Origin of the sequence: Maribacter corallii (genome assembly GCF_047345415.1) — a bacterium.
Taxonomy (GTDB): Bacteria; Bacteroidota; Bacteroidia; order Flavobacteriales; family Flavobacteriaceae; genus Maribacter_C.
The window spans coordinates 936,842-949,568 of the sequence record NZ_JBLFEP010000001.1; the positions used below are offsets into that span (position 1 = coordinate 936,842).

The 12,727-nt window shown below is 43.3% G+C and carries 14 protein-coding genes; 10 read left to right on the forward strand and 4 right to left on the reverse strand.

Annotated features, from left to right (window positions below; all coding sequences use genetic code 11):
- The 8 genes from ACKWCA_RS04290 to ACKWCA_RS04325 all read left to right on the forward strand — a co-directional run bounded on the left by ACKWCA_RS04290 (position 1) and on the right by ACKWCA_RS04325 (position 9,080).
- Positions 1–762, forward strand: a complete 762-nt coding sequence (locus ACKWCA_RS04290) for an SH3 domain-containing protein (protein WP_413976901.1) — start codon at positions 1–3, stop codon at positions 760–762.
- A 60-nt stretch (positions 763–822) separates the two neighbouring features.
- Positions 823–1,119: a hypothetical protein gene (locus ACKWCA_RS04295; RefSeq protein ID WP_413976902.1), complete on the forward strand. Its 297-nt coding sequence runs from the start codon at positions 823–825 to the stop codon at positions 1,117–1,119.
- 71 nt (positions 1,120–1,190) lie between these two features.
- Positions 1,191–2,768 carry a SulP family inorganic anion transporter gene (locus ACKWCA_RS04300; RefSeq protein ID WP_413976903.1) on the forward strand — a complete coding sequence of 526 codons (1,578 nt, stop codon included), beginning with the start codon at positions 1,191–1,193 and terminating at the stop codon, positions 2,766–2,768.
- Between the two features lie 36 nt (positions 2,769–2,804).
- Positions 2,805–3,434, forward strand: coding sequence for a carbonic anhydrase family protein (locus tag ACKWCA_RS04305; protein ID WP_413976904.1), 630 nt, complete (start codon positions 2,805–2,807; stop codon positions 3,432–3,434).
- A gap of 188 nt (positions 3,435–3,622) precedes the next feature.
- Positions 3,623–4,642, forward strand: a complete 1,020-nt coding sequence (pheS, locus tag ACKWCA_RS04310) for a phenylalanine--tRNA ligase subunit alpha (RefSeq protein WP_413976905.1) — start codon at positions 3,623–3,625, stop codon at positions 4,640–4,642.
- A gap of 170 nt (positions 4,643–4,812) precedes the next feature.
- Positions 4,813–6,474 (forward strand): SulP family inorganic anion transporter, encoded by a 1,662-nt coding sequence (locus ACKWCA_RS04315; RefSeq protein ID WP_413976906.1) that lies wholly within the window; start codon positions 4,813–4,815, stop codon positions 6,472–6,474.
- Between the two features lie 269 nt (positions 6,475–6,743).
- Complete coding sequence (locus tag ACKWCA_RS04320) at positions 6,744–7,937, forward strand: pyridoxal phosphate-dependent aminotransferase (RefSeq protein ID WP_413976907.1); 1,194 nt, start codon at positions 6,744–6,746, stop codon at positions 7,935–7,937.
- Positions 7,938–9,080: an AEC family transporter gene (locus ACKWCA_RS04325; protein WP_413976908.1), complete on the forward strand. Its 1,143-nt coding sequence runs from the start codon at positions 7,938–7,940 to the stop codon at positions 9,078–9,080.
- A gap of 22 nt (positions 9,081–9,102) precedes the next feature.
- On the opposite strand, the gene ACKWCA_RS04330 is transcribed toward ACKWCA_RS04325, so the two are convergent.
- Together ACKWCA_RS04330 and ACKWCA_RS04335 are read right to left on the reverse strand one after the other, a co-directional pair.
- Positions 9,103–9,612, reverse strand: coding sequence for a YciI family protein (locus ACKWCA_RS04330; RefSeq protein ID WP_413976909.1), 510 nt, complete (start codon positions 9,610–9,612; stop codon positions 9,103–9,105).
- Complete coding sequence (locus ACKWCA_RS04335; protein WP_413976910.1) at positions 9,600–10,073, reverse strand: CYTH domain-containing protein; 474 nt, start codon at positions 10,071–10,073, stop codon at positions 9,600–9,602. Before ACKWCA_RS04335 ends, ACKWCA_RS04330 begins: the two co-directional genes overlap by 13 nt.
- A 39-nt stretch (positions 10,074–10,112) precedes the next feature.
- On the opposite strand from ACKWCA_RS04335, the gene dinB reads away from it, so the two are divergent.
- Positions 10,113–11,213 (forward strand): DNA polymerase IV, encoded by a 1,101-nt coding sequence (dinB, locus tag ACKWCA_RS04340; RefSeq protein WP_413976911.1) that lies wholly within the window; start codon positions 10,113–10,115, stop codon positions 11,211–11,213.
- Positions 11,214–11,336: 123 nt separating this feature from the next.
- The gene (locus ACKWCA_RS04345; protein ID WP_413976912.1) at positions 11,337–11,492 is read left to right on the forward strand and encodes a hypothetical protein; all 156 of its coding nucleotides are present in this window, start codon (positions 11,337–11,339) and stop codon (positions 11,490–11,492) included.
- Between the two features lie 67 nt (positions 11,493–11,559).
- Here ACKWCA_RS04345 and ACKWCA_RS04350 read toward each other — a convergent pair whose 3' ends face one another.
- The gene (locus ACKWCA_RS04350) at positions 11,560–11,967 is read right to left on the reverse strand and encodes a plastocyanin/azurin family copper-binding protein (protein WP_413976913.1); all 408 of its coding nucleotides are present in this window, start codon (positions 11,965–11,967) and stop codon (positions 11,560–11,562) included.
- A gap of 44 nt (positions 11,968–12,011) precedes the next feature.
- Positions 12,012–12,560, reverse strand: coding sequence for a carboxymuconolactone decarboxylase family protein (locus ACKWCA_RS04355; protein ID WP_413976914.1), 549 nt, complete (start codon positions 12,558–12,560; stop codon positions 12,012–12,014).
- Positions 12,561–12,727 lie beyond the last annotated feature (167 nt).

The window sequence follows — 12,727 nt, forward strand, 5'->3', positions numbered from 1 at the left end:
ATGTTACGTGCAACACTTGCTATTCTAATGCTACTATGCTCCTTTTTTATTCAAGGGCAGAACGAAACTATTTTCAATACGGGAACTGAAGCCTATAATGAAGGAGACTACAACAAGGCCATAGAGAGCTACCTCAAGATATTGGAAAATGGGGAACATTCGGCCGAGCTATACTACAATCTAGGCAATGCCTATTACAAGCTCAATCAAATAGCTCCAAGCATCTATTACTATGAAAAAGCGTTGTTATTGAAGCCCAACGATCCCGAAATACGAAACAATCTGGGGTATGCCCAGAATATGACCTTAGATGCCATTGAAATGATGCCTGAAACGGGGCTTTCCAAAATATACACGAACATTGTGGGTATGTTATCTTTCGATCAGTGGGGGTACGCCGCGGTCGCCTTTATGATGCTTTTTGTACTGCTCTATATTGCCTTCTATTATCTAAATTATGCCACTCAAAAACGGATCGCCTTTATTTTAGGGATGTTTGCCCTTTTGCTCGCCATAAGCGCTACTGCACTTGCATATATGTCCTATAGCGATTTTCAAGCAGACCGACCGGCCATTGTATTTACCGACGAAGTTATCATAAAATCAGAACCTAACGATAGAAGTCAGGAAGTTTTTCGATTACATGAAGGGACGAAACTCAATGTTCTGGAAGAGTTTAACGATTGGAAAAAAATACGAATCGCCGATGGTCAAATCGGTTGGTTGACTTCAGAAAACATTAAACTGTTAAAGGACTTTTAAAATTTTGTTAACAGAAAATGATAGTAATACTTTTATCTTTATATTTTCTTCCCTTTTTTTATGAAAACACCAATGCTCATCATACTGTCCTTTTTGTTGGTTACGGCCATTCTGGCTCCAACGCTATTGATTTTGGTCGAGAATGGTGAAAACACTTCCGTTGCGATAGATTTCAACGAAGAAGAAAAAAAAGAGGAAAAAAAAGAAGTAGGTGAAAACGACTTCTTCTTGGGTTCGAATACGAACGCACCGATTGTCGTGCACGTTGAAATCGCTTCGATGGCAAATTTTTACTTGGAAAGCGACTATTCAACGGCCTTGGCCATTTTTCTTCCACCCCCTAAACAGCTCGCTTAAGGTATCTGTTATTTTATTTTCGATTAACTAATCAGTCTTCATGAGTACAATGAGGACCCAACTACTTTTTTATGTTTAAATATTTAAAGAACGACCTACCCGCTAGTATCGTTGTATTTTTCGTAGCATTGCCCTTGTGTTTGGGCATTGCCCTGGCAAGTGGAGCCCCACTATTCTCTGGCCTTATTGCCGGTATTATCGGCGGTATTGTCGTAGGTGTGGCCAGCGGATCCCATATCGGTGTCAGTGGACCTGCTGCCGGTTTAGCTGCCATTGTTTTGACCGCGATCGGAGCATTAGGTGGTTTTGAAAACTTCCTCCTTGCTGTAGTTTTAGGAGGGGCCATACAATTGGGGTTTGGAATTTTAAAGGCAGGTATCATTGGCTATTACTTTCCCTCTTCCGTAATCAAGGGAATGTTGACGGGAATAGGTATCATCATCATCTTGAAACAAATTCCGCATTTCTTTGGATATGATCCCGACCCAGAAGGTGACTTTGCCTTTTTTCAAGTGGATGGGGAAAATACATTTACGGAAATACTACAAACTTTTAATAACATAAGCCCGGGAGCAACTATAATCGCCCTAATCGGTCTCGGCATACTATTGCTCTGGAGTAATATCCTATCTAAAAAAGGAAAGATTTTTCAACTTGTGCAAGGGCCGCTGGTCGCTGTAGTGGTTGGCATCATTTTTTTCAATCTCACCAAAGGCAACGAGATATGGGGTATTTCAGCCGATCATTTAGTAAGCGTGCCGGTACCTGAGGATGCATCTTCCTTTTTGGCACAATTCAGTTTTCCGAATTTCGGTGCCATTACGAATCCTCAAATATGGATTACGGCTTTCACCATTGCCCTCGTTGCAAGTCTGGAGACATTGCTCTGTGTAGAAGCGACGGATAAGCTGGATCCCGAAAAACGGGTTACCCCCACCAACCGTGAACTACTAGCGCAGGGTACTGGTAATATCATCTCAGGTATGATCGGCGGTCTACCTATAACACAGGTAATCGTTAGGAGTTCGGCTAACATTCAATCAGGGGGTAAGACGAAAATGGCAGCGATTATTCATGGTTTCTTCTTATTGACCTCGGTAATTCTCATTCCTAGGCTATTGAACATGATTCCGCTTTCGGTGTTGGCGGCGGTTCTTTTTATCGTTGGTTTTAAACTAGCCAAGCCGGCACTGTTCAAAACCATGTATAATTTGGGTTGGAAACAGTTTATTCCGTTTATCGTTACGGTGCTCGGCATCGTATTTACCGATTTATTGATCGGTATCGGACTCGGACTCGCTGTTGGAATCATCGTCATCCTGATTAAAAGCTACCAGAACTCCCATTTTCTACATATGGAAGGAGAAGATGTAGACGATGGTAAGATTAAAATGACCCTAGCAGAAGAGGTGACATTCTTTAACAAAGGTGCTATCTTAAAGGAATTGGATAAACTTCCCGAAAATTCATTTTTGGAGCTTGATGTCAGCAAAACGAGATACCTTGATAATGATATCATCGAAATCTTGGAAGATTTTTCCGAAAAGGCGAGAAATAGAAATATCAATATCAAGCTAGTTTCCGAGCGTGGCGTGGTTGAAAATCCTCCTAGCTATATCGAGTTCTTCAAGCTGCGTAAAAAAGCCTAGTATATCATTTGAATCAATAAAAAATAATCTTAAGAAATGAAAGCACATACAAAAGAAACACAGGCATCGATAACGCCAGATATGGCCATTCAACTTCTAAAGGAAGGCAATAACAGGTTTGTCGCCAACAAGAAAGCAGACCGTAATCTACTGAATCAGGTCGATGATACCGCCTCAGGGCAATACCCCTTTGCCACAATCTTAAGCTGTATCGATTCCCGAGTTTCGGCCGAGTTGGTATTCGATCAAGGAGTCGGTGATATTTTCAGTGCCCGGGTGGCAGGAAATATCGTCAATGAAGATCTTTTAGGTAGCATCGAGTTTGCCTGTAAACTAGCAGGTACAAAAGTAGTGGTCATCCTTGGTCATACCGCTTGCGGAGCAGTAAAGGGAGCCTGTGATGATGCCAAAATGGGTAATTTGACCACTTTACTGCATAAAATCAAACCTGCGGTTAGGGCCATAAAAGAGCCATCAGAACCGGATAAAAGAAACTCCAAAAACATTGCTTTCGTGAACGAAGTGTCCATGAAAAATGTAGAATTGACCATAGAGGACACCAGAAGCTTGAGTCCGGTACTCCAGGAAATGGAGGAAAACGGGGAAATCAAGATCGTAGGCGCCATGTATGATATCTCAAACGGGAAGGTCACCTTCTTAGACTAAAAAGTAAGATGACAAGAAAAGGCCAATGCTGTGCATTGGCCTTTTCTTGTCATAAGGACAGGTATGAGCAAAAAAATGCGCGGCGCATATTCCTTATAGGGCATAGCTGTTTTTTGGTTTATCTTTTATGAGGGCAAAGAGGCCTCTATATCATAAAATAATTAAATTTGCGGCTTGAGCTGACCGTTATGATCGACAAGATACAAGAGCATATTGCCGAAGTAGAACAATTCACCGCTGATTCACAAGAGGCCGTTGAAGCCTTCCGGATTAAATATCTAGGCAAAAAAGGATTGCTGCGAGAATTTTTCGCCGAATTCAAGAATGTACCCAACGATCAAAAGAAAGAATTTGGTCAAACGGTCAATGCATTACAAAAAAAGGCAACCGATAAGGTAAACGAGCTAAAGAACCTTCTAGAGAATACGGTAGAGGAGGAAGGCATCTACGGTGATTTGACCAGGCCCGGCGAGCCTATGGCTTTGGGCGCTAGGCATCCGATTTCCATTGTGAAAAACCAGATTATCGAGATTTTCTCCAGAATCGGTTTCAATGTATCGGAAGGACCTGAAATCGAGGATGATTGGCATAACTTCACCGCATTGAACCTCCCAGAGTACCATCCTGCCCGTGATATGCAGGATACCTTTTTCGTACAGACCGATCCCGATATCTTATTGCGTACCCATACCTCTTCCGTACAAGTGAGGTATATGGAAAATAATAAACCACCGATTCGAACGATATCTCCAGGGCGTGTGTATCGCAATGAGGCAATTTCAGCTCGTTCGCATTGCTTCTTTCATCAAGTAGAAGGGCTATATATTGACAAAGATGTTTCGTTTGCTGATTTAAAACAGACCTTACAGTTCTTTACGACCGAGCTTTTCGGCAAGTCGAAAATACGATTGCGCCCTTCATATTTTCCGTTTACCGAACCTAGTGCCGAGGTTGATGTGTATTGGGGCTTAGAGACTGAAACCGATTATCGCATGACCAAGGGTACTGGCTGGTTAGAGATTATGGGCTGCGGTATGGTCGATCCGAATGTCTTGGAAAACTGTGGTATCGATTCAACCGAATACTCCGGTTTTGCGTTTGGGATGGGCATTGATCGTATTGCCCTACTATTGCATCAGATTTCGGACATCCGTTTGTTGAGTGAGAACGATATTCGTTTTTTGGAACAGTTTAGAAGTGCGCTGTAATGACCGACTATACATAGGGTCACCTATAACAAACACCCAAGTCTCTATATATTCTTCAATGCCTCGGAGGAAACTTTCTTTTTAAGCGCCACTGAACTATATTTACGAAACTGTCGAGTCAATACGTACCCAAAGCCTTTATGGTACTAACCTTCAAATAACCAAGACCTATGTTCAAAGATATGTTTGATTTCAGTAATCTTAAGGGGGACCTTACTGGTGGCCTAGTCGCAGGAGTTGTCGCCTTACCATTAGCCCTTGCCTTTGGGGTACAATCGGGTCTAGGGGCTATTGCGGGCCTTTATGGGGCCATAGTAGTGGGTGTCCTTGCTGCACTTTTTGGAGGAACTTTGACCCAGGCCAGTGGCCCAACGGGACCGATGACCGTTGTTTCCGCAGCGCTTGTGGCCAGTGCCATTGATATCGCCGGGAGTTTGGAAAGCGCCATGAGCATTATCATTCTGGCTTTTCTTCTTGGCGGTGTACTCCAAATCTTGTTCGGACTGATCAACATTGCCGGGTATATCAAGTATTTTCCGTATCCAGTAGTTTCAGGGTTTATGAGTGGGGTCGGATTGATTATCGTCATTTTACAGCTTTTTCCGTTCGCGGGACTTGATTCGGCCAAATCGACCGTCGCCGTGATGAAAAATCTGCCCAGCCTATTTACCGATTTCAACTGGCAAGCCTTGGCTTTAGGTGGGCTAACCGTTCTTATTTACTACGTATTCCCAAAAATCACCAAAGCTGTGCCTAGTCCGCTGGTAGCCTTAATCGTTGCCTCAGTGGCCGCGTATTTTTTGAAATGGGATGTGCCGGTAATCGGTGAGATTCCATCAGGTCTTCCGAGCCTTCAACTTGACGGTCTCCTGACCGTTGATAGTTCGGCCTATTCCTTAATCGCGGAGTATGCCTTGGTATTGGCCGTCTTGGGCTCTATAGATTCCTTACTAACCTCGGTTATCGCCGATAATATGACGAAGACAAAACACAATAGCAATCGGGAACTTATCGGTCAGGGCATCGGCAACGCCGTAGCTGCCATGTTCGGGGGTATCCCCGGTGCCGGTGCCACAAAAGGAACGGTTGTCAATATCAACTCTGGTGGAAGAACACGATTGTCCGGTATGTTTCACGGCTTATTCCTCTTGGCGGTACTCCTAGGTCTAGGGTCTTTGGCAGCCCATATTCCGCTAGCAGTGCTCGCGGGAATCTTGATTCCGATTGGCTTCAAGATCGTCGATACCAAAGGTCTAAAACATCTGACCAGTGTACCTCGCGCCGACGCAATCGTCTTAGTGGTCGTCTTGTTGTTCACCACTTTCGGTAGTTTGATACAGGCGGTAGGTATCGGTCTGATATTGGCTTCGTTATTATTCATGAAAAAGGCAAGCGACCTTGGGGAAGAAGGTATCCAAATAGGTTCATTGGCCGGCTTCGACGGCGAAAAACCATGGAAAGATGAAGAAGCCTTTTACGAAAAATACAAAGACAAGGTGTTGATCAAACACCTCTATGGCCCGTTGTTTTTTGGTTTTACAGCCCATTTCAAAGACCAACTACAAGAAATATCACCGGAAGTCGATGCCCTTATCATCCGGTTTGAAGAGGTGCCGTATATTGACCAATCAGGACTCTATGCCCTGGAAGACGCCATGCTAGAGCTTCAAAAAAAGGGCGTCAAGGTGCTATTCACCGGTCTGCAGACCCAACCCCTTGACCTGATGACCTCCATAGATATTATTCCCGATGTCATTCCTGAGGAACAACTCTTCGATACCATCGAGGCCAGTTTCAACTGGTTACGGTCTCATTTCAAGAGTTTTGAATAAAAGACCGAACATGACTATCCCGTTCTGAAGAATGATTTTACACTTCCAATGGACGCAACTAGGTATGCCTATTTCAGTTCATGAAATCGATACTATTTTCGTAAAATAGGTCTTCCTACACTGTCCAAGAATATCAAATTCCCAATTTCAACACTTCAAAAATATGGGATTTCGATTTTAACCCCTTGATTTTTATGGGATTGCGATAGCAATTTCCGGCCTCCGCCTTTAACTTAGTAAGCACAGCTAATTCAAATGAAAGGACACCTATGGAAACAAAGACAATCAACAGACGAAATTGGATAAAAACCGGAATCTTGACCGCAGGAGGCGTACTCGCCTCGCCCTATCTCGGGTTCTCTAAAAATTCAGACCTCCCCCTACAATTAGACCAGAATGGCGATGCTATTTACAGCCCCTTTTTCAAGGAATACCTTCCCGATAATTTTCGGGACTATCCTGTTTTGGCAGCAAAACTCAATGCCAATGAGAATCCGTATGGCCCTTCACCTATGGCCTTGGAAGCCTTAAAGCAATCAGCTGCTGGGGGTAACCGCTATGCGTGGAAAGAACTCTTTGACCTCATGGACAAAATCGCGGATTTTGAAGGGGTCGCACAAAAAAACATCATGATGGGCCCGGGCTCTTCCGACTTGTTAGAGAAGACCGCCATGGTCCTCTTTATGAATGGCGGAAATGTAGTATCAGCCGATCCGGCATATATGTCATTGATACGCGTGGCCGAAGCGGCAGGTGGCACATGGAAACCGGTTCCATTAAAGGACGATTGGTCGCACGATCTCGATGCTATGGAAAAGGCCATAGATGCCGATACCAAACTAGTCTATATCTGCAACCCCAACAACCCTACCGGAACCATTACGGAACATCAAAAGCTTTTGGACTTCTGTTCTCGGGTTTCCGAAAAAGTACCGATATTCATAGATGAAGCCTACCTCGGTTTCCTCGACGACGGCATGAAAAAAAGTATGGTCTCATTGATTGCCGAAGGCAAAGATGTCATCATTGCCAGAACCTTCTCTAAAATACACGGAATGGCTGGTCTACGAGTAGGGTATGCTGTCGCCCAACAAGACCGGCTAGAAAAACTTCAAAAAATCACCCGTGCCGGAATGGGCATTTCCTATCCTTCGGTTTTTGCTGCCTCAGGGGCTATGGACGATGTGGCCTTTATAACAGAATCGCGTGAGCGAAATGCGGCTTGCAGAAACTACGTGTATGAAAACCTGACCAAAATGAATATCGAATATGTACCCTCTTTTACCAGTTTCATGATATTTCCTATTGAAATGGAAGGCAAAGCGTTTCTTCAAAAAATGACCGAACAAAAAGTAGGAGTTCGCGCATTCAATTTTATGGGCAAAAACTGGTGCCGCGTGAGTATGGGTACTATGGATGAAATGAAACTATTTACACAGGCATTGAATAACGTATTGGTCTAAATGGATTTCACCTTACAAAAAACCATAACGTTTCTTATTTTCATTGGAATCGGTATGCTGATGAAATTGAAATTCAAGTCAAAAGAGGAAATCAATGGCATCAAGAAGATTATACTGAACCTGGCCTTACCCGCCACAATAGGTATTGCGCTACTGGGTGTCAAAATAGATACCGGGCTATTAGTGCTGCCGTTGGTGGCCCTTGGACTTAACCTGCTGCTATACTTGGCCTTTCCGTACCTTACTTCCTTTACCGGGCTCGAAAAGGATACGCCCCAGTACAGAACGGCCCGTTTGCTCATTCCCTCTTTGGCACCCGGACTCTCTTGTTTTCCATTTATATTGGAATTCTTAGGGGACGCTTATCTTGCAAAAGCAGCCATGGCCGATTTGGGAAACAAAGTATTCGTGCTGATCATTCTGTATCTCATTGCCATGAGTTGGCATTACAAATTACAGGCCAAGGATGTACGAAAGACCAGTTCGAAGGTGAAGTCGTTGCTCAAATCAATGGTTTCAGAACCCGTCAATATCTTTATCGGAGTGGCCCTGGTTCTTGTTACACTTGGCATTTCTATGGATTCGTTACCGTTCGTCATCAGTGACAGCCTGCAGCGTTTGAGTGTCATGATGACCCCATTGGTTTTGTTATTCATCGGTCTAGCCGTAAACATCAAGAAAAAACAGTTTGCCCAGCTCATTTCGATACTGTTTCTTCGGGCTGCGTTCGTGACCTTTGTTTGTAGTATCGTCATCGCCCTCGGAGGCATATCCGTTACCAATGATATTTTGATTTTCCTAGCCTTCGGACTAAGTGCTTGCAGTTTTTGGCCCTTTGCCCATATTTCAGTGGTTGAGGTTCAAGAAGATGGGGTATCCAAAAAAAAACGCACCTTCGATTCCAATTTCGCAGTCAGTTTGCTTGCGTTATCGTTTCCATTGTCGACCATGCTGATTTTGGGCATACTCTCGAGTGGAAGTCTTTTTTCTAGCGCTGGATCCGTCTTAACACTGTCAGGGGTATTATTCACCCTTGGACTTGTTCCATTTCTTATGAAAAAAATAGCGGAGTCACGGAAAAGATCGGAAAAGGCAAAACTGGAACGCATACGCTATAGAACAGCGTTGACCGACAATTCATAGGCATATCACTTGGGCGGCACACCTAGCGCAACGGAAACCCCTTGGCCGCCCACCAAGGATGTACCTCTATCCGTAATCTTCCGGATTTGACCATGGGATCCAAGTTGGCCAGACTATCTGCTATTTTCAAGGTTGGGGTATTGTAGATTGTGATACCTCGAATGTCTCCGTCATCTCCAAAAGGTCCGGAAATATCGGCATACCCTTCTTCATACATGCGCCCGAGATGAGCCATATGCAAGGCTTGCAGACTATCTGCCTCTGCCTTGTTCTGTGAACGATTCGGGCCACGTTTTAAAAAAGCGATATAATATTGCTGCATCAACACCGTATCCTTGGTTTCTTCATCGACATAATCGAATATCTCAAAACCTTTGCTCGTCAATTCTTCCTTTAACTGTAGTGCTGTTTTCTTTGGTTCTTCGGTCGCAACTATCGAGGTTTCAGTGACCTCATGTTGCGCTGAAGGGGTCTCTTTACAAGCCATTGCCATCAAAAAAATACAAATGCCGAACTGTTTTAGATGTACCATGTTTTAAAAGGGTTTTTACTCAATTTCGAATTATAATACTTCACATCTCCGGTAACCTCATCGCCCAACCAATCGGGATGTTCAAAATGCTCAACCTCTTCGGTCAATTCGATTTCGCCGATGACCAATCCATCATTCTCGCCATGAAACTCGTCGATTTCAAAGATATGTTGTCCTTTTGGCACTCGATATCTGGTCTTATCGATGATTCCCTTTTCACATAGTTCGAGAAGTGCCTTTGCATCCGCTACTAGTAGTTCTTTCTCCCACTCAAAACGGGACGTACCCGAAGCATTTGATTTTCCCTTGATGGTCAAGTATCCGAAATCACCGGTAATCCGAATACGTACCGTGCGCTCTTCATGGGTGTTCAAAAAACCCTGAACGATGCGCTCTTTTGACACCGCCTCTTGCTTATAGGCATCCGATTTGATCAAAAACTTACGCTCTATCTCTATCACACTGTCTTTTTTGGTCGATTAGTTCTATAAATTTACAATATGGAAACGGATTTACCTTTACGAAAGATAATCCATGTGGATATGGATGCTTTTTACGCTTCCGTGGAGGAATTGGACGACCCGGAATTAAAAGGAAAGCCCGTTGCAGTTGGGGGCAGCGAAAAAAGGGGTGTCGTATCCGCCGCCAACTACGAAGCAAGAAAGTATGGAGTACGCAGTGCTATGAGCGGTTACTTGGCCAAAAAGAACTGTCCACAAATCATTTTCGTAAAGCCCCGGTTCTCACGCTACAAGGAAATATCAAAACAGATCCGCAGCATCTTTTTCGAGTATACCGATTTGGTCGAACCGCTTTCCTTAGATGAAGCCTATCTCGATGTGACGGTCAATAAAAAAGGTAATCCTTCGGCAACACTCATTGCCAAAGAAATCCGTCAGCGCATTTTAGAGGAAGTCGGTTTGGCCGCTTCCGCAGGAATCTCTATCAACAAGTTCATTGCCAAGGTCGCCAGTGACATCAATAAGCCTAATGGTCAAAAAACGGTCAACCCGGAAGAAGTATTGCAGTTCTTGGAAAATCTTGAAATTCGAAAGTTTTACGGAGTGGGCAAGGTTACCGCTCAAAAAATGTACAAGCTCGGTATTTTTACCGGAAAAGATCTCAAAACCAAGTCACTGGATTTTTTAAAGGAACACTTTGGGAAAAGTGGCGGACATTATTATCAGGTGGTGCGTGGTATTCATACGAGCGAAGTCAAACCGCATCGGACTCCCAAGTCCGTTGGGGCCGAACGTACCTTTAGTGAAAATCTCAGCAGTGAGGTGTTCATGTTAGAACGATTGGAGCATATTGCCACAGAATTGGAACGTCGCCTAAACACCTCAAAGATCGCTGGCAAGACCGTTACCTTAAAGATAAAGTACAGCGATTTTACTCTGAACACCCGTAGCAAGACCCTTCCCTATTATATTTCGGACAAGGGGTTGATCTTGGAAACCGCAAAAGAATTGCTCTATCAGGAAGAACTTCAGAATTCTGTGCGACTCCTAGGCATTTCCTTGGCCAATCTGAATACCGAGAAAAAGAAAGTGACCCCTCAAGAAGAAACCGTCTCCGTTCAACTGAAATTCGACTTTTGACGAACCTATCTTGGTCCATCTTGATAAAAGGGTGCATTTCATCGAATAAATTAACATTTGGCAATAAAGCGGTCATCTTACTGTTTTAGTAAAACAATTTTATCAACCCAAACATTTTTTACCATGAAGACCTTATTTAACAAAACAAGATTGATCGCTTTATTCGCCGTTTCTTTATTCGCTGTTTCCTGTAGTGTAAAAGGAGAGCTTGAAGATTTAGCGGAAGAGTTAGAAAACGAAACGCAAAATGCCAAGACCGAGCAGGTAGAGGCAAACTAATGTGTTTCCAATAAACATTAAAAAGCCCCGCACTGCGGGGCTTTTTTTATTGATACTTGTCTAAATGTTATTCCACGGTCAGTATATTATCCGTTGCCGTCGGATTCATAGGGCAGAAATAAACATATTCTCCCTTTGCCAATTTCGTCGGTTTTGAGGTCTGGGTTTTTCCAGTACCGACCACTTCGGTTACATAGGCCGTTTGTATATGGTTTTCGGGTTTACTGATATCCTTTCCCTTTTCAACTAAGACAAACCCGACATCGTGACCTACCGCATTGTTGCTAATTTCGAAGATATAGGTACCTTCTTTCACCGTCAGGTTTTTCTGGGTAAACTCTCCAGGAGTCTGCTCTAAAGCGATCTTCTGCACGGTTTCCTTCATCATTTTGTCTTCCTTCATCATTTTGTCTTGGGCATTCATTGAAAATACCGCTCCGAATACCAATGCTACTACTACAATTACTTTTTTCATGATCTTGTTTTTAAATTTAATTTTATGATTATATGTTGATTTAATTATACTCCTACTGCTTCTAAAGGCTGTGCCTCTGGAAAATCTACTGGCACTTTAGTTGTTTTGTGCAAATAGTTTGAAATGGTTTTATCACCTACCAAAACAATCGTATCGATAAGGTTTTCTTTTGTCCAGCCCTGGGCAAAAAAGTTTTCAAGAACTGTTTCATCGGCAGCACCCCTATTTTCGGTTAGGTTGTTGGCCAAACGGGCCAGTGCATCCAATTTGATATCGAAAGACGCCCTTCCTGCCCTCAACTCATAGATCTCACTTTCCGAAAAACCGTTCATTTTACCGATGGCCGTGTGGGCCGATAGACAATAAATACAGTCGTTTACCTCACTGACGGCAAGATTTACAGCTTCTTTCTGTTTTGCAGTCAATGATGTTTTGGCGTTGCTTAGGTTTAGATAATTTGCTAAAGCGTTTTCCGAATGCGCATAGGTGGCATACAGGTTAGGAACAAAGCCGATAGCTTTTTCAAGGGTATCGAAAATCGCTTTATTATTTTCACTTACTTCTTCTCTTTGTGGTACATTGAATGTGCTCATGTTTCTCTTGTTTTTAGTATCATTCTACTGAATGATGATTACGACTTACTTTAAAATTGATATAAACGGTTTCTCTGAATCACAATAAAAATCGTGATGGTGTTTTTGTTCGCAATGTGCCTTAACATTGATAGGCATCGGACGCGACGTGTTTCCTTTGCGGAATA